We start from the raw sequence: 22,485 nt of genomic DNA, 5'->3' as shown, positions 1-22,485 counted from the left end.
TAGTTATATGATGGTGAATCTGAGGTTGAGAGTTTTCTCATCAAACAGAGATAAACGTTATCCTAGAGAGGTTCAAGGACTTGATACTCACAAATAAGCATGCCGAGCATGTTGCTCCCCAGCAAACAACACTACAGCGTGCCGGTGCGCAGTCAAAATCTGCGAGCAAGGGCCGATATCTAGAAGATAACCGAGCCACCTCTTCAGCGGGTAATACGTTAATACAAGCGGCTGCAAATCAGCAGCCGATTCAGCGCAAAACGGTGATTGAGAATATTGGCCAATCTTGTAGTTATGGGCCTGCAAATAACGCACAAACAGTGACTGTTGGCCATACCATGAATGCTTGGCTTGACCCCGCCGATCCAGTCAGGGGGCAAAGCGCCAGCGTTAACGCATCGCAAGATGGATTGATGGCGTGGATCAAAAGTGTTTATCCGCAGGCGAAAGGACCGATGTCGGTCAAGGGGCACCTACTGAATGATAATTTGGGCGGGACGGCGCTTGATAATAACCTGTACCCCATCTCAAAAGGTGCCAATGGTAAACACTTATCAACCTCTGAGAACTATGTAAAAAATGCGCTTTGGAAACATAACACCGCTGTGAAGTACTCTGTTTCTGTATCAGGGTCTACCAATTATACCAGCGCTAATGCGAGCAACGCCAAAGCGACATTTCATGCCACGGTCAGCCCGTGGAATGACGTGACCGACACGAGTAAGGTGGGGGCTACCGCCTACACAGCAAATATTACCTCAGATCTGGGCAGCCCTAAAATCAGAGAGGCAACTGATGGACAAGGTACAGCCCTTGGGAATACTTCAGCGTATGGATTAAAGCCCAAGCAAGATCCCGCTAAGTTAGTTGGTGACTTGTCAAATGACGAACTGCAGCACCGTACGGATCAACCTGCTGGCTTACAAATAGACTCACAATCTGGATATCACGCACTTGCGGCCACATCCAGTGGAACAACAGGAGAATCTCAGGTTTGGAGCGATGCTTATAATAAGCTAATGGCAGATCCCCATGAATTTGTAGAAGAACACATAGATGATGCAACCCGAGATATTGTTGACATTGCGATTGAAAATTACGATAACGTCTCTGATGCAGCTTCAGAGGCTTTTTCTGCTGGACTTCTTGATGCCTTTTTATCAGGCCTCCCAGCTATTGTGTCTCAGCAAATAGAAAAAGACCAAAAAGTTCATGCTGCACTCATGCAAGGCCTTGGAGAGTATTTTCACAGTGAGTATGAAGAGCGCGGTAAAGGGGCTGAATAAGGTTAGTGCGACTTGCTTAAGAGAGCCTGACCTTCGTCAGGAGGACGACATGTGTGTTTGAGCAGTGACGTTTTCCTAATTGGTTTCGTGATTCTGAACTTGCTTCGTGATTCTGAACTTGCTTCGTGATTCTGAACTTGCTTCGTGATTCTGAACTTGCTTCGTGATTCTGAACTTGCTTCGTGATTCTGAACTTGCTTCGTGATTCTGAACTTGCTTCGTGATTCTGAACTTGCTTCGTCATTCTGAACTTGTTTCGTCATTCTAAACTTGTTTAGTCATTCTGAACTTGTTTAGTCATTCTGAACTTGTTTCAGAATCTCATCACCTTAAACGAGTGGTTTTACATAACTCACTATTTAATATCACGGTTTATTATTTAAAATACAGTTTCTATTCTTACGCTTGCTGTATGCTTCATCTGAATAAGTTGTGCTTACCCCTTGAAAAGTAACAGAGTTGCCATAGATCTTTCGGTATAAAAAGAGTTTCTACTTCTCAATTGTTATCTACAAGGAAAGTAAATAATGCGTATCAAAGTGTTACCTGCTTTATGGATGGTGGGTTGTTTAGCCTTTGCGAGTGTACTTGCAGCCAGTCAAACACCCGATGCTACTCTTACACAAACAGATGTTGTGATTAAAAATATTGCTCAAGCAGTAAATGACACATACATCGACTCTGAAAAAGCAAAACATGCTGCCGATATACTGCAGGCCAAACTCGCCGCTGGTGGGTTTAGTGCAAGCGATGATTATCATTGGCTTAAAACGCAGGTTCATAGCGCGCTATACAGTGCAACAGGAGACAGCGGCTTTGAACTCATCCGCTTTTCACTCGATGGACATGCAAGCTCACTAGGTCACGCTCAAGCAAATATTGAGTCCAAAGTGCTTGATAACAATGTAGGTTACATTGAAATCTCAGGAAACTTTACATTTTTTAAAAGTAGCGAAGTGGCCGAGCAGTATTTTAAAGCATTGCATGATGTAGATGCATTAATAGTAGACTTACGTTCTGTTGATGAAGGTAACTTAGCGCTGACCAAAAAGATGTTGGGGTTTTTTATCAAACCTAATGAAACGGTTGGGTTAATTTATTCGCGAAATGGTACTGAAAAAATCACTGCTGTAGGCACCGAAGGTGTCAAACAGTTTGATACAGATATGCCGCTTTATATATTGACTTCCTCATTTGTTAGTGGCCCATGGGAGTTGTTTAGTTACTCATTACAAGAAATGGGCCGAGCCGTTATTGTTGGAGAGGAAACTCTAGGGTTGGCCAGCATAGAAGCACTCATTAATGTAGGAGACAACCTGACGTTAGCCATGACCCGCGCGCTGATAACAGGCCGAGACCCATCCATGACCTGGAACGAAGAAGGCGTTGTGCCTGACTACATAACCTCAAGAGAAAGTGCACTTGAAAGGGCGTATAGTCTTATTCAGCAAACCACAGCATATTAGGTAGCAGCTCAGGCACAGGAGCAGAGCCAAAAGCCACGCAAATGACTATTCTGGCAACAGCAAAAAAAAAGACCTAGAGATTAGAAGATATGGTTGCTTCTATAAATCAATATCGTATTCAATATCGTATATAGTAGCGACAAATCAGTTTTCCATATACCTGTTATCATCACTGTGAAATGCTGTTTTCGCTGAGTGTTTTTATGTGTGAAGATAAATTCATAAGTAAATCGTACGAACATCAGCGAGGCTAAGTTGACTGCTTTAAAGTGGCTGTTCTTTGTTTTGGCTGTTATTGTGTACAGTAACTAAGCTTAACTTTCGGCAAAATCGGTAGGCTTTACCTAAGAGATTTAGTTGGTTGGTAATTTCTACCTATGTTTGTCATGAAATAGGGAGAGCTACCAATGAAAAACGTAACACTTTATCGAATGCATACCTCATCGCATATTTGCCCATTTGGTTTAAGAGCCAAAGATTTGTTAGAGCGAGAAGGCTTCAAAGTCGATGACCGACTGCTCGAATCAACAGAGCAAACGGATGAGTTTAAAGCCGCCCACAATGTCGATACCACACCACAAGTGTTTATTAACGACCAACGAATTGGTGGCTATGAAGCGCTACGCGAGCATTTAGGTAAGCCATCAAATAAGGCAAAGAAAAACGTATATTGGCCGGTCATTTCAATATTTTTGGTCGCGCTATTGGTTACATTTGCTATACGGTTCCCATCGGATAATGTAACAGGCTGGGTGATGTCCTTTATTGGGTTTACTATGGTTTTACTCGCGGTACAAAAGATAAGAGACATTCATAGTTTCACAAACTCCTTTATCACTTACGATGTATTAGCTATGCGACAGCTAAGATACGCCTATGCGTACCCTTACTTAGAGTTATACGCTGGTGTTTGTATGCTCACAACTTTGCCTGCTATTTATTATGCACCCATCGCAATATTCATAGGGCTTATCGGCGGATTCTCAGTTTTTAAGGCCGTTTATCTTGATAAAAAGGAACTAAAATGTGCCTGTGTTGGTGGCGACACCGATGTGCCTCTAGGCTTTATATCTCTGACAGAGAATGTGGCTATGTTTGGCGCCGGAGTGTTTATGTTGGTTCGCTATTTTTGAGCAGAAACTAAGAGTTGCTTTAAAGTGTTGATTCTTTATATAGATGAGTTCTTTATATGTACTTAGATAAGGGGTGTAGCCCCTTTACGACTTATTAAAGTGTACTAACAATGTCCCAAGCCCCCCAAAAAACGCCAATATCACAAAATTTATCATAGCTTCTTTAACGCTTACGGGGGTTCCTTCAAGCAAGCTGGTCCCAATAGTGATAAAGAAGAGGTGATAAATGCAGTATAGGGCGATGGCAATAAACAACCATCCTGCAAAATAGCAATATGATTTAAAAGTCATAGTTCCTTCCTAAAATTGTATATGAATTTTTGATGCGTAAAACATGCACATATGTGCTTGAAGGCAGCTGATAATCTCAGCGCCTGTTTTTTAGAAATGTACGATGACTTAGCTCTTGCCGTGTCTCGTTATATTTGAGTTGGAGCCCATAACTGAAGCTATGTTGCAGCGACAACTAAGTTGGTTGGCTTCTCACTGCAATTTCAAGCTATCAGCTGATTGTTAATTGGTCAATAGAGGAGGGATAGATAAATAGGGTAGTTACTTAAACTTGCTAAGGTTTTACCCTGCGCGCTGTATTTGTTGCAAATAATGCAGTCGTGCAAGTACTGAGCAACAAAGGGAGAAGCAGGTCGATAAGGAATAAATTTATTACTCACTGCCAGTAACTTGATTGTTTTTTTGATGTGTTAGCCACACAAAAATTGCTGCGTATTTTGCAGTTTTTTTGGCTGGGCGTTTGCACTTATTTTGCACAAGGCTTAAGTGAAGGTATGCGAAAAGTGACTTAATTAATTGAACAGGGTAAGGAAAAGCTGGTCGGCATAGCAGGATTTGAACCTGCGACCCCTGACACCCCATAAAAATAGCGATTAGTTTTAAGTAGCTCTAATTAGATTTAATTAGTTACCAAGTCAACATTTAATGCTAATTAGATCAATTGTTTGCATTTTAAATTAGGGGGGATTAGCTACGATTAGAAATAAGTAGTTGTTCTGTTTTTATGCTACATATATGCTGCATGTAGTTCATTTAGTCAGATTGGTGCTACATATGTCTACGATAAAAATGCTGCTTAGTGACTCTACGCTCAATAATGTTCCTGCTCAAATAAAGCGAATAAATGATACTAAGTTAAGTGGGTTTCACGCTCGTATAGGAAAAGCTTCAGGCAATAGTAAGCCACGTATAGCGCTTTATTTAAACTACCGACTTGGTGGTGCAAAAGGTAAGCAGCGTAATTACCTGTTAGGCTATTTTGGCGAACGAGATTTAAAAGAAGTCCGTAAAGAGGTAGAAAGCTTAAAAGGGCGAATCGCTGCGGGTGAAGACGTATACGAAACCAAACAGCAAAGCATTAAGCAACAATTTATTGAAGATCACTCGCCAACGGTGGAATTGCTATTCACAGAGTTCCTAGAGCGCTATATCAAGGTGAATCGCAAAGATCCTCTAGAAGTTGAGCGTATGTTTGAAAAAGACGTGCTACCAGCGATAGGGGGCGTTAAATTAAAAGACATTACCCGCCGAGACATTTTAAGCAAAGTATTAGACCCAATCACCGACAGGGGAGCAGGTACTCAAGCCAATAAAACCCTTTCGATCCTTAAGCAGATGTTTGATTTTGCGGTAGAGCGTGACCTAATGCAGGGCAACCCCATTAGCACCGCCAAGAAAAAGAACGTTGGCGGTATTGAAAAGCCACGTACACGCGCTCTTGAGTTTGAAGAGCTGATACAAGTATTCGAGCGCCTACCAAAGCTCGGCGTAAGCACGCAAGTGATCTACGCTTTGAAGTTTATAGCTCTAACTGGTTGCAGGCCGATAGAGGTGACGGGCGCGCAGTGGCAAGAATTCGACTTTGATAGAATGATATGGACCATTCCCGCCGAGCGAGTAAAGCAAAACAAAGGCGGGGAGCGAATCCACAAAGTACCCATCACCCAAAATATGATCATTATGCTTGATGAACTACGCGCTTCATTCAGCTATTTAGGTTCAAAATACGTGTTCCCAAGTACCACCTGTACTACATGCGCTGTAGGTGAACAGCCCATCGATAGGCATTCACTTTCAAGAGCGGTAAACCGAAAACAAAAAGAGCTAGGTGTGCCTAAATTTGTGCCCCATGACCTGCGCAGAACAATGGCTACACGACTTGGTGATGATGATATTGGCGCTGATCCGATAGTGGTTGAGAAGATACTCAACCACCAATTGCAAGGGATGCAAAAGGTTTATAACTTGCAGGAGTATATGGAGAAAAGAGTACGAGTACTAGCGGCTTGGGAGCGAAAGTTTAATAAGATCTGATAATTAGTATTGACATCAACCGGATTAAGTTCTTACTGGTCAAATAAACATATAAAAGTAATTTCGAGAAACAGCCATAGTAGTTGCAAAACTAGTTGTGAAATGTGCTATATTCGTTATAACTAAAAAAATAACCCAACATTTCACATTAACTAAATCACCTGCGGAGACTCAATTTAATGGTTGATAGAAGTAAGTTTGAACGTCTTAATGAATCACAACAACGAATTGTTAAGTTTATTGTTGATAATCTAGACAAAGAAGTTTTAGAACAGTTAGAAAATGCGATTCATGTAGAGTATGCACGTGATGTGTCATATGCATTAGAGCACCGCCCTGATGTTGCCAATCGAGCTAAGCCACAGATGCACCGATATGCAGTGGATCAGGTCTTCGTTAATATGTTTGGTCCCGATGCTCTTCAAAGCACGGAGCCAAAAGGGGAGTATTATACTATTTATAGTAATGGGTCGATTTCGATGAGTCACTGTGAAGCACATACGGATGAGAAGAAGCGCCCAGCCAAGCATAGAAAGAAGATGGCGAAGAAGAACGAGGTGATTGAGCCGCATCAATTAAGGTTCGAGCATTTTGATGACATTCTTGATAACACTCAGAAAAGTGCTGTTAAAAATACGATTCATATTGCTTTATATATTCTGCATAAAAGTAAAATAGCGAGTGATGCTACGGAGCCTGAGGGGATATATGTAGCAGTTCCTTATTCAGATTGGACGGACTATCATTTATTCGTAAGTTTGCAATTAATTCTCGGTATGTATGGTAATGAAGAGTTGGAAGCGATGGAAGATATGGCAATGCCAGCGCTGAAAGACGTCATGATTGACCGAGAAAAAGATATATTTAAAAGGTAAAAAATGAGAGCGGGTATAGGTGGTTTTCAAGGCGCGCGGTTAACCCAAGCGAGAGAGGTTTTAGGTATATCCAAAAGCGATCTTGCAACTATGGTTAGCGTATCACCTGCATCTGTTACCAACTGGGAAAGTGGGAAACTAAAACCTGAAATTGAGAAGGTTGAGGCATTGAGTAGGTGTCTTAACCAGCCAATTGAGTGGTTTATCAAGGAGTTGAGTGATGGTGCAGATAGTACGTATTTTTATAGGAGCATGGCTTCGTCGTCTCGTAGAGGTAGGATGACAACAAAAGTTAGGCTTAATTGGCTATCTGAGTTAACTGAAACGCTTTCAAAATATGTGAGCTGGCCTGATATACGGTTACCAGAAAATAGCACCCACTTTTTGCAGCTATCTGACGAGGAAATTGAAGTATTTGCTTTGGCTACTCGTGAGGCTGCTGGTGTTAAATCTGGACCTGTGCCAAATATGGTATTGGCTATTGAAAATTGTGGTGCATTTGTTACTCGGGATGAAATTGGCTATCAAAAAATTGATGGAACTTCTTTTTGGTGCCCGAATACCAAACGGCCATTCGTTTTTTTAGCTGACGACAAAAGTAATGGGTGTAGAAGTAGGTTTAATGCAGCGCATGAATTAGGACATTTGGTATTACACAAATTTGTGACTGATGGCGAACACAAGAAGCATCATGCAGAAATTGAACGGCAGGCGCATTTATTTGCTGGCGCTTTTTTGATGCCTGAAAGGGCGTTTTTAAACGAGGTTAAATACGTTACGGTTGAATCTTTACTTGCTTTAAAAATGAAGTGGAAGGTTTCAATTGCTGCGATGATTATGCGTTTGCATCATCTTGAAGTAATTGATGATGCTCAAAAGCTAAATCTTTATAAGCGTTTATCGGCGAGGAAGTGGCGTACTAAAGAACCTTTTGATGACAAAATTGAGTTTGAGATACCTAGAGTATTGCCCAGAACGGTTAACCTGATCACTGAAAATTTAATGAGCAAACTTGAGTTGGTGCATGAGTTGGTTTTATCGCCTCATATCGCTGAAAAACTAATGAGTTTGCCAATGGGATACTTTGACGACGCACACCATATGGATAATGTTGTAGAGCTCAAAAGCCGTTATCGCTCAGGGAATGTGAAAAGTGAAAAAGCGGATGTGGTAAAAATTTTTTAGGGTGTTCCCCGTAATGGCGGGGAACATGTTAAATATGTTTGAATCATCTGGATAAGGAGTGTTTATTCGATATTTTTTTCATAAATATCAATCAAGCACCTTGCGGTTAATAAAAAATCACTAGCAACACAAGAGTGTTTATCGTCAAAAATAACCCAAGATATTAAGTACGAGCGATACCCTTTTAGTTTATTTTGCAGCTGATCCCTAGCGTATTTCCTGTAAAAGTTTTTATCAGGGAAGTGATTCCTTTTAAACTTTTGGAAAGATAAGCCGAATAAATTTTCCATTATTGAAACGGCAGAATGCTTTTTAATAAGGCTAGCCGCTAGCTTCTTTAGAGTTTTGAGCTTTTTATTTGATAATCGAATACTGCCAATTGGATCTTGCTGGTAGTCTCTCAGGAATGATACATTGCTTTTTTTCTTGTTTTGTATTGTGTAGCCATTTAACGAAATAGTATTTTCACCAGCGATTCTTTTTTTTCTTTTCAACCTTAGCGTCAACATTGAGATGAAGATAGATATCTCTTTCTCAAACTGCTCACTATGAAGGAACCTACTGCTTGTTGAAGAAAAAAGTAGGTCATCAGCATATCTGCTGTAAGTTATTTTCTTATCCTCACAAAACTTTTGTATTGTAATATCTACTTTCCGAAACAAAATATTTGAAATAACAGGAGACGAAGGAAAGCCAATAGGCAAAATTGTCTTGCCTCTCATATCTTTTGCAGGATGTGTTGAGCTAACAGAGTGCGTTAAACTCATTAGTGCGATGTCTAACGGCGAATATTTGAAACTTTTTTTATCATCTTCAAAATAATCACCAAGAAGTGCTTTGATATCAGAAAGCTGTATAGAGTGGAAAAAATCTTTTATGTCCAACCGTAAAAAATAATAGCCTTTAATGTGTGGTTTGAGAAAGTCGAGGTAAGATTTTCCTTTTACAAAGCCGCAGCAGGAGGAGTTAACGGGGATAGACGAAAGAATAAGCTGCTCTATCCTTCTGTTAATTAGAAAATGGTCACTATCTTTGGGGATTTCGAAAAATATATCATTGCCAACGGTTCGCTCTACTGCACTGGGAGTAAATTTATTTAAAAGTTGTGTCTTGCCTTTAAGAACAGCTTGTTCAAAAAAGTCGTTTTTGATAATTTTATTATTCATAGGTGCTTCAACCCGATACAAAAGAACATCATTACACCGCAGGTGTGACCCCTCTACACGCTAATATAGCCAACTGAGTGGTAATCAATGGGACTATGTCCGAAGACTGGAGGAACAGGCCCTCAGATAAAGACTTTACAATTTTATCTCCCCTCTACTATCGGGTTGAAGCCGCTTAATTATATCATCTAACTCTGGGAAATACAGTTTAAATATACTTCCAAATTTCTTTTTATCTGTTATACATTCAGCTTCAATTTGTATAATTGAATAGTTTAAGAATTCAGTTATCCATCCGCTTGTTTTTGACAAGTGTCTATTTTTCACAGTGCAATTTTCAAGTTCTTCCATTATGAACTTGGCTCTTCTGCTTGTTTTCTTCAACTTGGCGCTTAATTTTCTACCATTTGAAATAGCTTGCCTAAATGCTTCTGGATTGAATGAGCTGTAGTCTACTAAGGTGTCAGTTTTACCATCGAAAATGACACGTAGATAATCGATTATCATCTTTTCATTTAAGTAGCGACTTTGTTTAACCCTATTTATAACAGGGCTTATATCGATGTTATACTTATAGTTTAGCCACTTATATAAAATTGGGGCGCTAGCTTCTTGAATTAAACAACCTTCGATGGTTGTTCGATTTAAGTAAACATTTTTAAGAAGCAAATGCCTCTTTATAGCATCGAAAATAACATCAAATTGACTGTCTTTTGAAAAAATCTGTTTCGTTAATTCTACTTTTAGATCCGTGTTTGAATATTTTATTATCATGCCTATGTTTATCTTTCTTTCTTTGTACTGACGGCTGAAACCAAACTTGTACTTTCTATACTCGAGCTCGAGAGCTTCTTTTTTTAAGCTAAAATAGTTCCCATTTTTTTCCAAATTTAAAGTATAGTTGTTCGGGTTTCCAGCTATTGTAATCGCTTTGTCTGCATCAAATAAAAATAAATATGGAATAGAGGAGTTTGAATAGGATGGGTTAATTCTTTCTCCAACTACATTACTACTACTCTTGTATATATCGATGCTTTTTAGATGGTGAAAGTGTCTCGATAGCCTCATATTACCGAATACTTCCATATCACTTTCTCCTTCTACAAATAAAATGAAGCTGCTAAAAAAGAGCCTAGATTCGTTATCACTAAATATGTTGATGAAACTTTCACTGTCGTAGGTTGAATTAAGTGGGTGAATTTTCGTTGACGACTGCTTCTGCTTTTGGAAACAGAATACGCGCTGTTTATCCCTAAAGCACTTTATTGCCTCTTTTACAATGCTCGGTGAGTGTGTGGTAATAAATAACTTTGGTCTAGTAAAATTGTTTTTGTTATTTATATTATAATTATAACTCTCATAAATACCATGAATTAAAACCTCGATCATCTTGGGGTGTAGACCGATTTCAGGTTCATCAATGAATACAAAAGGCGTTATGTACTCTCTCCTTGAAATGGTAATTAAAACTCTTAAAAATGTGTTGATAAAATGGAAGGAGTTTGTTCCATCTGATTGAAGCTTTAAATCGTTGTCATCAATTTCAAATCTATAGCCTCTTAGTCCAGCTTTAATATAACTCAAAACCTTTTCTTTCTGGGTGCTTGGCTTTGTTGAAAATACCTCATTCAACTCCATAATATATTTTTTGTAAGAATTTTCGCCTCCGGAACTTATGATGTCATCAAAAAAGTCTATTACATCATCATTTTTGATATTTGATAGGTTAAACGACTTTATTCTTGCAATGAGATCCCACAACCCATCCCATTCATGTAAATTCATGTGGCGAGGCTCAATATAAAAAAATGGGAAAAGATATAATATTAGGTCTCTAGTTTTCTTGTCTTTGGTTGACCATTTTACAGAGCCATTGCTATATACAAATAGTGTCAAAGTGAATAGTGTTTGGTCTTTGTCATAGGTTTGCAGCGCAAAAGGGCTTCTCTTATGCAAAGGAATTAATTTTCTATTAATAAAATCAAAATACTTGCTGGATGTGTTACGCCTAGAAATCCTAAACAACCTCGTAGTATCGAATGTTAACGATATACTTCCTTTAAATGAGTAGTTAGAGTTTAATTTAGGTGGGAGTTCTTCTAAGCCACCTAGTTTGTTATAGAAAAACGCTAAGGCTTTGAGTAGATTAGATTTACCTACATTGTTTTTACCTACAATACAATTGACATCCTCTAGATCATCTATTTCTAGCTCATCAAAAGATAGCAAGTTTGTTATTTTTATATTCTTAATTGCCATTAGAAAGTAATTATTTAGCTATTTCTATTGAATGAGTCTAACCTTACCTAATACATTGCTGTAAGGCTACCCATTTTGGTAACCAATATTTAATATAAGTAAACCTCGGTAATCTCAGCCCTAAAATGCCCCATCTCTTGCGAAACGGTCTCTAAGGCCGTTTCATACTTATACCCCAAGCTTTTCAGCTCAACCATCCGCTCTTGAGCATAACTATGTCTAAGACCATGCGCGCCAGTCGAAAATAACAGTGCGCGGTTTGACGCCTTAGAGAAAGAATCAGACCATTTTTTACCGCCAGCGATGTCATAGCGCTGAAGGTAGTTAATTTTTCTGTCTACATCAGTTATCGGTTGCGCTAAACGTTGTTGTTCTAGTTTATTAGCGAGTGTGGTTGGAATCAGCACATGGCGAATTAAGCCGCCTTTACCTTGCACGGTATACAGCTCGCCGCTTCGACCATGCCATTTTGAATCTAGGGCAGGGCGTTTGTCTGGGCTTCGCTCACTAGCTTTGGCAAGCGTTAAAAGCTCATGGGCGCGCAGGCCTGCGGCATAGGCGATTTGTGTAGCGAGTTGATGCTTTGCTGTTTGCCGATGTGAAATAGCTCTGGCTTGATCTGTAGTGTAAGCTCGAGAGCGCTTGATTTCTTCTAAACATGACTTTACTCGATAGAGTGTTTCTTTTGGCTGTAGCTTACCGTTTAGTTGCATCATAGCTTGTATTGCTTGACGCTCCATATCTAGGGCTTTTTGGCCAACGATCTCGGCTCTGTAATCGAGATACATACGAGCTTGCTCAATCGTCATAGATTGAATACCGTTTATACCAATATCCTTTGACCAGCTGGCAACCGTTTTTAGTGCCTGTTCGTAGTTTCTAGCTGTGCCTAAAGAGCGTATATGTTTTGCTTTGGTCAGCCCTTTGATTACGTTTTTAGCTTGTGTACTGGGCTTGGCAAATTTAGGCATTTTTATCGAGCCACCGCTTAACGGTCGTCCATTGTACAACGATACCTCTCATAGCAAGCCAGCGTTGTAACTCAGCTTTAGTTGCACCCTCGTCATATAGTTTACAAAGTTGAGTGCGGTACTTATCAAGTTTGGATGATTTATGACGTTTACGGGCACGTAGTTTTGTTTGCGCTTTTAATAAAGCGACTTCAGTATTTGGGTTAAAAGTCATGCTTGTTCCTTGGTTGTAAGATTAACTGGCAACACAGTTGCTCAGCGGCACTAAAGCCTATTCGCCCCAGTTAAGCGCAACAGCGCAAGGCTCGGACTGATCTCGCCTAAAATAAAAACCTCAGATACGTGGAAGCGGCAGCAACTAAGCGCCGAATTTGAAAAGCGCCATAAATGTGGCGCGGCATGACATAAATATTAAAACAGTGAGGGTCCTCACTACGTGTTGTCGGCAGCTGAGCAGCGCCGTTTTTCTTCAATGCCCAAAGGGCTAAATCAAGTTTAGGTTAGCGTTAAATAAGATCGCTTTCAATCTGCAAATAAAAATCTGCGTATAAGCTCAGCAAATCCAAGCCCCCCGCTATGAAGCGAGCGATTTATCGCTTCGACATAGCGGGGGGCGTAGCCCCTTTTAAAAGAGGAGGAAATTGCTCATGATGCCTCGGTTAAAAGGGCTTGGTTTTTAGCAAATTTGCAGGTGTACAAAAACTCAATTAGGCTTAGTGAAGTAGCGAGCGTTGGAGTAAAAATATGGGTCCCGTTATTGTCGGTAATATCTTAATTTTGAGTTTGGTCGTGTTTTTTGCAGTGTTGTTTCACTATGTAAGCAAGGAAGGTTACTAGTCCTTTACTGTTACTGAATACGCAAATTAAAAACGTCACACAAAGCTGTTTGCACTTAATTGATCAATGACTTTATGAGTGTGAGAATTTTTAATTCTTTATCATGTATAAATGTGGAATAAATTCATACTGTTAGTAATTAAATCACATTGTAGTGAATGTTTGGTTATATTTTGCCCATTGATAATATGAGGTGTCGTTCATATATAGTAATGGAGCGACTTGCTCTCAGATAATTAAGGAAAATCACAATGGCTCTAAAACCAGGTCCAAAACCAATTGCTGATTCTACAGGTAAGCCTGATCAACGACGACGCGATAATAAAAACACTCCGGGAAATACCCCAGATCTAAAGCCAAGTAAATCTTCAAAAAAGTAGTATTAGTTAAAAGAAAAGCTACCCGAAGGTAGCTTTTCTTTTAACTATTCTGTTTACAGTGACTCTGAAGAAGTGACTCGCAGTTTACATAATGAGGGTCAATAAAGATCCCCAGAATGCTCTTACGCGCTTCATTTAGAAAAAATTCGTATTCGTGATAACAAGTTCTGATAGGATACTAATAACCTAATCATCTCTATACATGCCTATTCGCGCAGCAAGATCATCCTCTTCACAAAACAAAAAGGCAGTTGGTACGTTTAAAACTTTAGCGAGTGCTTTGACAGTTTTGAAATCGGGCGCATGAACCCCTTTTTCATACTGGTTCATTCTCGCAGAGGCTGAGAACTCGTCCATTCCCGCCAAAATACCTAACTGTTTTTGAGATAAACCTTTCCTCTTTCGTGCTTCTTTTAAGCGCTTTGGAAAGGGCGACTCGTCATTTGTTTTCATCGTAAATCAATTAATTCTTGAAAACTAAGAGTCTCTTAGCTTTAATGGTATTCTGATACTCAGGAATCCTTAGTTTTAAAGTGAGAGGTTAAACCATGTTTTTAAAAGCACTGAAAGCAACCGCGTTAATAGCGCTTGAAGTCATGATCGATGACTATAAAAAATCAGACCAAGACCAGTTTATTGATGAACACAATGATGGAATGGGTAACGTAAACTTCTATGGTGACGAATATACAGAGCAAGAAGCACGAGAAGCTGACGACAGGGGGGAGTTTTATTATTAGCAGCGTACATACGACTTTAAAGACTGATGTGTTATACACGGTTATCTTAAATTAGAAGACTAGTAAATTACTAGCGCAAAAGTTACTCCCAACTTCTTGATACCTCACACTCAATCATTTATATTCACGAATGCGCACGTTTGCTGCGTTCCTGCGAAGGGAGTCACTTCGGTGACTGAAAACAGGCGCCTTTATGGCTGCCTTCAATACGTAAAGAGGAAAGACATTGCTGCATATGCAGCGTCGTGCATAAGTGCATGAATGATGCCCTTCGCTCCATTAAACGTATTGGAGGGCTGTCATGTCATCACCTCAAATTATTTCAGTAAAAGACTTAGCTGAGCTACTACAAGTATCACCTCGCACAATCCACAACCGAATTAGTGCTCAATTAAAAGCAATAGAAGCTGGTGAAAATCCAGAAAGCTACCAAATACAGCGTTTAGCGCCACCTTCAATCAAGTTAGGCAAGTCACGTTTGTTTATATGGGAAACCGTTGAGCAATGGCTTGCTCGTTTTGAAGGGGTGAAGATGTAAGAAAGGCGAAAGGGGTTGCTTGACCGGCGATACCCCAACCGCACTTTGCATCTTCAAATTATATGCTTGCCTTACAAGAAAGGCCACCTGTGTCGTGGCCAGAGTATGCTATTGCCTCACCAAAAGACTTTTACGAGTTAATAGATTTTCATTCACCCAAATATGTGAGGGCACTTTTTAGTAATAATCACGAATCAGGTAGAAAGATCTTTTTATTGGGAAACAGAAAGTCCAGTAAGGTCACAGATTTAAAGACTTTTAAAAGGAAAACAACGAGGTATGTCCAAGGAGTATTAAATTGCAAAAGTGAAGCGGTTAATAATTATTATAGTCCAAACGAGTTTTACAGCTGGCCAAAAGCGATAAATTTAGCGCTCCTCAGGGCTAATTGGATTGATATTGATGTTACTGAAAAAGTTGATGTAAGAAGGGTGCGCGAGCTTGAACATGATCTGATTGAAGAAGTATTTCAAGAATTAAAAAAGAATCAATTACCACCCTTTACAGGTTATGTTTGCTCTGGTTCTGGTGGGGTACATTTATATTGGATTTATGACCCTGTAGAAGCTTCAGAAGTTAATAAAGAGCTGTGGAAGTTGGTAGCAAACATATTTATTAAGAGTTTAAAAAACATAAGTTCTTTTTGGCATATCGATACTATTGCATCAAAAAGAGCTTATGGAAATTTGCGCATACCAGGCTCTGTTCATGGACGCACAGGCTTACAAGCAAGGTTTTTTAGTGGCGGGCCAAAGTATCAATTTAAAAAGTTACTAAATTGCCTCAACTTGGAGTCATTAAGAGATGAATTAAAAATCAAAAAAGAGTCCAGAGTTGTTAGGTTGCCATTTAAACCTAAAAGCAATGAAGGCAAACAACAAATTCAGAGGCGTTACGGACACAACATCAAGGATTGGTGGCTAAAGTGTATTAACACCATTCAAATTCATTTTCGCAAGCAAGGCAAGGTGCCTAAAGGCAAACGAGATAAAACAGCGTTCATTCTATTTGTTGCCTTTCAGCACTTGAATAAAGAGACAGCTTTTGAAAAGCTGATAAAAATCAATGAGGAGCTGATAGGTTTTTCACTCGAAGAGTTAGACGGTTTAACAAAAACCGCTAAAATAACAATTTATAACTACAGAAAAGAAACTTTAGCTGAATACTTAGAAGAGTTGCTTGGTTACTGTCCAGAGTATTTATGTACGAAACCCAAAGTTAAGCTATCAAAAGATGAAATAACGCAAAGGCAGAGTAAAGCTGCCAAAAGTACGGCTGCTAAAAAGCGAAATAACTCTCAGGAGATTGTGGCGAAAGCCATTAAACAGCTAACAAAAGAAACAGGCAAAAAGCCCACTCAGAGACAAGTTGCGGAAAGGGCTGGGGTAGGGTTACGAACTGTAAAGAGGTATTGGTTTTGCTAAGGGTGAATACCTGCATTTCCAACTCAAAGTTTGATGTAATTCTCTTGTTCTGTCAGATATTGATAAATAGTACTTTATCAACTCTTACAGTCACATAAGTGCCACGCGCGAATATAGGTAACGCCTTATTCAGTTGAGTCGTAGGCGTAACTGAGATTGAGTTGTTAACTGTCTTTAGTTAGAAGAGCGCTCATTTCACGGTAAAACTCAATAGTTGATTGGGGTGATGAATACCCCTCTATTGATGAGTACCATGATTGACCTATCTCGAAAATGTCAGCAATATATTGGGCCTTTTGTCGCCATTCATCGTTTCTTTCAGGTGCAAGTATTGGTAGCTGAATAGCAAATAAATTTAGTGGTGTAATATTACCAATAGCAAATTTTGCTTTTTCCCCTAGGTCATATGCTTCAATAATTTCTAATATGGTCAAAGATCCTAAATGCTCAAAGCACATACTAAACAATTTTTCTTTAATCTCGAACGGCGCATCTTTAGATAATGGTGGTAAAATATGATCTTTGGGATGAATATTATTTTGAAGCATTACTCTCAAAGTCTTTAAAGCTAATTTTACAGTTTTTTCATTAAACGTCTCAAATACTGGAGTCTGCGAAACAAATTGTTCCCAGCACATTAGTGCATTATCCGCAAGATTGTTCTTGTCTACTAGACCATCAAAATTGTCTTTTTTCGCAGATAATGCTGAAAGGTAAAATTGCTTTTCCAATTTATCATTTGGCATTTTCTCAAGTTGAACTTCTGTAAAATCACATGCCCAGCCAAGACCTGGTCGGTTAGCTGCACTTTCGATCATTTTATTTATTTCTGAAGATATCCTTTCAATGTTAGACCAATACATTTTAGGCCAATCTGATTGATTAATAATGCCATTTGTATCATGTAACTGAGAAGGAGAGATTGCGATATCAACTAAATCAGGTCTAGCTCGAACACCATCTAATCCAGTAAGGGCGATATAGAACATCATATTTTCGTTTACCCATTCGAAACGCTCCAAGTCTTTAGACGTAAGTTTGCGAGTATCGGTTGGAAAGCCTCTTTCATTGATCCAGTCAAGTTGGTCTTGTTTAAGTTTACCTTTGGCAGTTTTCCAACTAGCATGGACAATAGCATTGCGAATATATTTTATTGCTAGATAATCTTCGAACACTTTAGCTTGAACATTGATTCCTTTCTCAACGAAAACCTCTCGCAGATTCTTTATACGATTTTCATTAGGTATACCCGGAGCAAAGTATTCGTTCAAAATATTAAAGTTATCACGTTCACACCATCGTTCCAGCATTGCCTCTATGCTTCCTATCATCATAATAGAATAAATCCTGCAGAAAGAAGCGTTGCACAAATCGCTGTTTTCATTACGAAGAGGGTGTGTGAGTAGAGCTGTACGAGCTTCTTGTAGATGTATGAGATCATCAGAATATGTATCAGTAAATTCATCAATTTTCATTTGTATGCCTCGGACCACTAGTTTTAATGACTGAAAATTAGTACCTTTATCAGAGGACATATTGCCTATTTTGGCAAGAATACGTCCTTATTTTACCAGTTTCTATCATTAGCAAATGGTGTAACTTATTACCAGATATAAATATTGTGTAGTGGTCAATACTTTTTGAAGGTTATTTTAATGAGTGAGGAATAACAATAAACCTCTTTATTACTTCGTCAAATAACTCACCTGGCTGACCGTTTATCACTCAAACTTGCCTGTCAGGCTAAATCCCAGCCTAATTAATTAAAGTAAATGGTTCGGTATGAGCTACTACAATCAATAGTTAGTTAATTGGAAACTTTGTATTTGAAAAGCTTTTATAAAACTCTATCGTGAGGAAGGTAACAAAGGTGCCATTAGCTGTCTTCCTATATATCCCCCCCAATCAACACCTAATCCAACCTAAAAATGAGAAAATAATTTTAGATAAATATGGTGCGATAAATGTGCGATATAGAGTTAGATATTGCTTACGCTTAGTGCGAAAAATAGAAAGCAAATTGATATAACTTATTGATTAGGGTAAGGAAAAGCTGGTCGGCATAGCAGGATTTGAACCTGCGACCCCTGACACCCCATGACAGTGCGCTACCAAGCTGCGCTATATGCCGACTTGGGTGTAACTATACGGATATTTTTTTGAAAGGCAATAAGTAGTTGGTTTGTTTGGACATTAAATAAGCTTGTTGAGGTGTAACTGCCTGCTAAACAAGCAGTCACACTTTTCGTATGGGTTACTTAAACCAAATACCTTCAGGCAGGGTCTTCTTAATCTTTGGGTGTTGGTTAGCATCAAACACGGGAGTTTTGCCAGATTTAAGTTGTTGGTTGTAATCTTTATATAGCCAGATAACCGAACCTGAAAGCATAAACAGAGCAACCACGTTCACGATTGCCATCAAGCCCATAGATACGTCGGCCATGGTCCAGATCACTCCTAGCTCACCAATCGAGCCAAACATTACCATGCCTAAAACACATAATCGGAAAACCAACATGCCGTGTTTATGATTGTGCTCTAAGAACATCAAGTTGGTTTCTGCATATGAGTAGTTTGCCACAATAGAGGTAAATGCAAAGAATAAAATGGCGATTGCAATAAAGGTCGCGCCCCATTCTCCCACATGCTCAACCAAAGCGGCTTGGGTCAGCGCAATACCTGTTACTCCAGACTCTGGCACAAGCTGGTTCGACAATAGAATGAGTGCAGCTGTTGCAGAGCAGATCACCACAGTATCTACGAACACACCTAGCATTTGTACATAGCCTTGTGAAGCAGGGTGGTTAGGGTTAGGTGTGGCGGTTGCTGCGGCATTGGCAGCACTACCCATTCCCGCTTCATTTGAAAATAGGCCACGCTTAATACCTTGGATCATCGCCTGCATCACTGCGTAGCCAATGGCCCCAGCGCCTGCTTGTTCTATACCCAATGCACTATAGATGATTTGCATAAACACATCTGGAAGCAAATCGTAGTTAATAGCACTTATATAGATAGCAACGAGCAGATAAGCGAGTGCCATAAATGGTACTACTAATTCCGCAAAGCGCGAGATAGTCTTTAAGCCACCAAAAATAATAAAGGCAGAGCCAACGACTAAGATACCACCCATAGCATATTTCGGTACATCAAAGGCGACCTCAAACGCGGCGGCAATTGAGTTGGCCTGTACGGCGTTAAACACTAAACCAAAAGCCAGGATCAAACATAGCGAGAACAAAACACCCATCCAGCGTTTACCCAAACCATATTCCATATAATAAGCAGGACCACCACGAAAGTTACCGTCTTCATCTTTCGTTTTGTAAAGCTGAGCAAGGGTACTTTCGGCAAAGCTGGTGGCCATACCAATTAGGGCGATAAGCCACATCCAAAAAATTGCGCCGGCACCCCCTAAATAAAGTGCAACCGCAACGCCTGCCATGTTGCCTGTACCAACACGGGCAGCAAGTGATGTACAAAATGCCTGAAAGGAGGAGATCCCATTATCGGCACCACTGCGGCTATTAGTCATCACCTTGACCATATAAGGGAATTGTCGAAATTGAATAAAGCCCAAACGGAGCGTAAAGAATAAACCTGCTGCTATTAATAGATAGATGAGAACGTGTCCCCAAAGCAATCCACTAATAAAGTTTAATATATCAGCCATAACTACAAAGCCTACTTATTATATGAACGAGTAAATTAGGGCGGCTAATCTACCACATATATATAGAAGAGTCTTTTCAAAGGTCATAACAGGAGGGTTATCCACAGGGTTTTGTGGGTAACTTGTTCGCTGCTGGTGTGTAAATGTGTATAGGTAAAAAGGATTAAAAAAAGAGTGATTTTCTGCAAAAAACCGCTTGCGCTTTTTATTCGCCGCCCTATAATGCGACCCCACTGACACGGAGCGCTAAGCAACTTAAGCAAATCGAACTGAGTCAGGGTCGAGTAAAACTTAACTTTAAAGCTTCTCAAGAAACTTAAAAATTAAGTGTTGACAAAAAATAGGGAATGCTTAGAATGCACATCCCTCGAAACGCGAAAGCATTTCGAAACGTTCTTTAAAAATATGAAGCAATCATCTGTGTGGGCACTCGTACAGGTTGAGTTCTAACAGCAGAACTACTTCGGTAGGGATGCAAACAAATTTAGAGTCTCAATGTTTTTTCCTTAAATGGAAAGTGAGTGACCAACAGCAACAAGTTTACTTGTTGCAGCACAGTCAATTCGATATCTCATCTTTTATTAGGTGAATATCAAAAATCAGAATTCATTGAGCATGTCCTTCGGGACAGAAAAAACTTTTAATTGAAGAGTTTGATCATGGCTCAGATTGAACGCTGGCGGCAGGCCTAACACATGCAAGTCGAGCGGTAACATTTCTAGCTTGCTAGAAGATGACGAGCGGCGGACGGGTGAGTAATGCTTGGGAACATGCCTTTAGGTGGGGGACAACAGTTGGAAACGACTGCTAATACCGCATGATGTCTACGGACCAAAGTGGGGGACCTTCGGGCCTCACGCCTAAAGATTGGCCCAAGTGGGATTAGCTAGTTGGTGAGGTAATGGCTCACCAAGGCAACGATCCCTAGCTGGTTTGAGAGGATGATCAGCCACACTGGGACTGAGACACGGCCCAGACTCCTACGGGAGGCAGCAGTGGGGAATATTGCACAATGGGCGCAAGCCTGATGCAGCCATGCCGCGTGTGTGAAGAAGGCCTTCGGGTTGTAAAGCACTTTCAGTAAGGAGGAAAGGTTGGATGTTAATAGCATTCAGCTGTGACGTTACTTACAGAAGAAGCACCGGCTAACTCCGTGCCAGCAGCCGCGGTAATACGGAGGGTGCGAGCGTTAATCGGAATTACTGGGCGTAAAGCGTACGCAGGCGGTTTGTTAAGCGAGATGTGAAAGCCCCGGGCTTAACCTGGGAACTGCATTTCGAACTGGCAAACTAGAGTGTGATAGAGGGTGGTAGAATTTCAGGTGTAGCGGTGAAATGCGTAGAGATCTGAAGGAATACCGATGGCGAAGGCAGCCACCTGGGTCAACACTGACGCTCATGTACGAAAGCGTGGGGAGCAAACAGGATTAGATACCCTGGTAGTCCACGCCGTAAACGATGTCTACTAGAAGCTGGGGTCCTCGGACAACTTTTTCAAAGCTAACGCATTAAGTAGACCGCCTGGGGAGTACGGCCGCAAGGTTAAAACTCAAATGAATTGACGGGGGCCCGCACAAGCGGTGGAGCATGTGGTTTAATTCGATGCAACGCGAAGAACCTTACCTACACTTGACATACAGAGAACTTTCCAGAGATGGATTGGTGCCTTCGGGAACTCTGATACAGGTGCTGCATGGCTGTCGTCAGCTCGTGTTGTGAGATGTTGGGTTAAGTCCCGCAACGAGCGCAACCCCTATCCTTAGTTGCCAGCGATTCGGTCGGGAACTCTAAGGAGACTGCCGGTGATAAACCGGAGGAAGGTGGGGACGACGTCAAGTCATCATGGCCCTTACGTGTAGGGCTACACACGTGCTACAATGGCGTATACAGAGTGCTGCGAACTTGCGAGAGTAAGCGAATCACTTAAAGTACGTCGTAGTCCGGATTGGAGTCTGCAACTCGACTCCATGAAGTCGGAATCGCTAGTAATCGCGGATCAGAATGCCGCGGTGAATACGTTCCCGGGCCTTGTACACACCGCCCGTCACACCATGGGAGTGGGTTGCTCCAGAAGTGGATAGTCTAACCTTAGGGAGGACGTTCACCACGGAGTGATTCATGACTGGGGTGAAGTCGTAACAAGGTAGCCCTAGGGGAACCTGGGGCTGGATCACCTCCTTATACGATTTAGAACTAATTTGTTCGTAGTGTCCACACAGATGATTGTT

General features: G+C 40.4%; 17 protein-coding genes, 1 tRNA gene and 1 rRNA gene. 11 read left to right on the top strand and 8 right to left on the bottom strand.

Features of this window, described 5'->3' with window-relative positions; all coding sequences use genetic code 11:
- Positions 1-80 precede the first annotated feature (80 nt).
- The 6 genes from BIW53_RS12090 (at position 81) to BIW53_RS12055 (ending at position 8,270) form a co-directional block, all read left to right on the top strand.
- Positions 81-1,286, top strand: a complete 1,206-nt coding sequence (locus tag BIW53_RS12090; protein ID WP_070992285.1) for a hypothetical protein — start codon at positions 81-83, stop codon at positions 1,284-1,286.
- Between the two features lie 527 nt (positions 1,287-1,813).
- The gene (locus tag BIW53_RS12085) at positions 1,814-2,752 is read left to right on the top strand and encodes a S41 family peptidase (RefSeq protein WP_070992284.1); all 939 of its coding nucleotides are present in this window, start codon (positions 1,814-1,816) and stop codon (positions 2,750-2,752) included.
- Positions 2,753-3,159: 407 nt separating this feature from the next.
- Positions 3,160-3,885 (top strand): glutaredoxin, encoded by a 726-nt coding sequence (locus BIW53_RS12080; protein ID WP_245699406.1) that lies wholly within the window; start codon positions 3,160-3,162, stop codon positions 3,883-3,885.
- 1,065 nt (positions 3,886-4,950) lie between these two features.
- Positions 4,951-6,210 carry a tyrosine-type recombinase/integrase gene (locus BIW53_RS12065; protein WP_070992281.1) on the top strand — a complete coding sequence of 420 codons (1,260 nt, stop codon included), beginning with the start codon at positions 4,951-4,953 and terminating at the stop codon, positions 6,208-6,210.
- A gap of 179 nt (positions 6,211-6,389) precedes the next feature.
- Complete coding sequence (locus tag BIW53_RS12060) at positions 6,390-7,085, top strand: hypothetical protein (RefSeq protein ID WP_070992280.1); 696 nt, start codon at positions 6,390-6,392, stop codon at positions 7,083-7,085.
- A 3-nt stretch (positions 7,086-7,088) separates the two neighbouring features.
- Positions 7,089-8,270 (top strand): helix-turn-helix domain-containing protein, encoded by a 1,182-nt coding sequence (locus BIW53_RS12055; RefSeq protein WP_070992279.1) that lies wholly within the window; start codon positions 7,089-7,091, stop codon positions 8,268-8,270.
- Between the two features lie 62 nt (positions 8,271-8,332).
- Here BIW53_RS12055 and BIW53_RS12050 read toward each other — a convergent pair whose 3' ends face one another.
- From BIW53_RS12050 to BIW53_RS12035, 4 genes are all read right to left on the bottom strand, one after another.
- Positions 8,333-9,436: a reverse transcriptase family protein gene (locus BIW53_RS12050; protein ID WP_070992278.1), complete on the bottom strand. Its 1,104-nt coding sequence runs from the start codon at positions 9,434-9,436 to the stop codon at positions 8,333-8,335.
- A 135-nt stretch (positions 9,437-9,571) separates the two neighbouring features.
- Positions 9,572-11,695: a retron Eco8 family effector endonuclease gene (locus tag BIW53_RS12045; RefSeq protein WP_070992277.1), complete on the bottom strand. Its 2,124-nt coding sequence runs from the start codon at positions 11,693-11,695 to the stop codon at positions 9,572-9,574.
- A gap of 89 nt (positions 11,696-11,784) precedes the next feature.
- Complete coding sequence (locus BIW53_RS12040; protein WP_070992276.1) at positions 11,785-12,666, bottom strand: site-specific integrase; 882 nt, start codon at positions 12,664-12,666, stop codon at positions 11,785-11,787.
- Positions 12,659-12,880, bottom strand: a complete 222-nt coding sequence (locus BIW53_RS12035) for a hypothetical protein (protein WP_070986916.1) — start codon at positions 12,878-12,880, stop codon at positions 12,659-12,661. The genes BIW53_RS12040 and BIW53_RS12035 overlap by 8 nt, the downstream gene beginning before the upstream one ends.
- 874 nt (positions 12,881-13,754) lie before the next feature.
- Between BIW53_RS12035 and BIW53_RS21215 the strand changes: the two genes are divergently transcribed.
- Entirely contained in the window at positions 13,755-13,883 is a 129-nt protein-coding gene (locus BIW53_RS21215; protein ID WP_281179878.1) for a hypothetical protein, read from the top strand.
- A gap of 186 nt (positions 13,884-14,069) precedes the next feature.
- Here the strand turns inward: BIW53_RS21215 and BIW53_RS12030 are convergent, their stop codons facing one another.
- The gene (locus tag BIW53_RS12030) at positions 14,070-14,336 is read right to left on the bottom strand and encodes a helix-turn-helix domain-containing protein (protein ID WP_070992275.1); all 267 of its coding nucleotides are present in this window, start codon (positions 14,334-14,336) and stop codon (positions 14,070-14,072) included.
- 95 nt (positions 14,337-14,431) lie between these two features.
- On the opposite strand from BIW53_RS12030, the gene BIW53_RS12025 reads away from it, so the two are divergent.
- The 3 genes from BIW53_RS12025 (at position 14,432) to BIW53_RS12015 (ending at position 16,585) form a co-directional block, all read left to right on the top strand.
- Positions 14,432-14,623, top strand: a complete 192-nt coding sequence (locus tag BIW53_RS12025) for a hypothetical protein (protein WP_070992274.1) — start codon at positions 14,432-14,434, stop codon at positions 14,621-14,623.
- A gap of 301 nt (positions 14,624-14,924) precedes the next feature.
- Entirely contained in the window at positions 14,925-15,161 is a 237-nt protein-coding gene (locus BIW53_RS12020; protein ID WP_070992273.1) for a MerR family transcriptional regulator, read from the top strand.
- 89 nt (positions 15,162-15,250) lie between these two features.
- The gene (locus tag BIW53_RS12015) at positions 15,251-16,585 is read left to right on the top strand and encodes a bifunctional DNA primase/polymerase (RefSeq protein ID WP_139158839.1); all 1,335 of its coding nucleotides are present in this window, start codon (positions 15,251-15,253) and stop codon (positions 16,583-16,585) included.
- A gap of 164 nt (positions 16,586-16,749) precedes the next feature.
- Here the strand turns inward: BIW53_RS12015 and BIW53_RS12010 are convergent, their stop codons facing one another.
- The 3 genes from BIW53_RS12010 to BIW53_RS12000 form a co-directional block, all read right to left on the bottom strand.
- Complete coding sequence (locus tag BIW53_RS12010; protein WP_139158838.1) at positions 16,750-18,060, bottom strand: hypothetical protein; 1,311 nt, start codon at positions 18,058-18,060, stop codon at positions 16,750-16,752.
- A gap of 579 nt (positions 18,061-18,639) precedes the next feature.
- Positions 18,640-18,716: transfer RNA gene (locus BIW53_RS12005), tRNA-Pro, on the bottom strand.
- A gap of 123 nt (positions 18,717-18,839) precedes the next feature.
- Positions 18,840-20,258 carry an alanine/glycine:cation symporter family protein gene (locus tag BIW53_RS12000; protein WP_070992270.1) on the bottom strand — a complete coding sequence of 473 codons (1,419 nt, stop codon included), beginning with the start codon at positions 20,256-20,258 and terminating at the stop codon, positions 18,840-18,842.
- Positions 20,259-20,899: 641 nt separating this feature from the next.
- Between BIW53_RS12000 and BIW53_RS11995 the strand changes: the two genes are divergently transcribed.
- Positions 20,900-22,438, top strand: a 16S ribosomal RNA gene (locus BIW53_RS11995).
- Positions 22,439-22,485: the final 47 nt, after the last annotated feature.

It is taken from the genome of Pseudoalteromonas byunsanensis (genome assembly GCF_001854475.1).
GTDB classification, from domain to species: domain Bacteria; phylum Pseudomonadota; class Gammaproteobacteria; order Enterobacterales; family Alteromonadaceae; genus Pseudoalteromonas; species Pseudoalteromonas byunsanensis.
The sequence above is the reverse complement of the archived record's forward strand: the minus strand, read 5'-3'. Positions and strand labels throughout refer to the sequence as shown.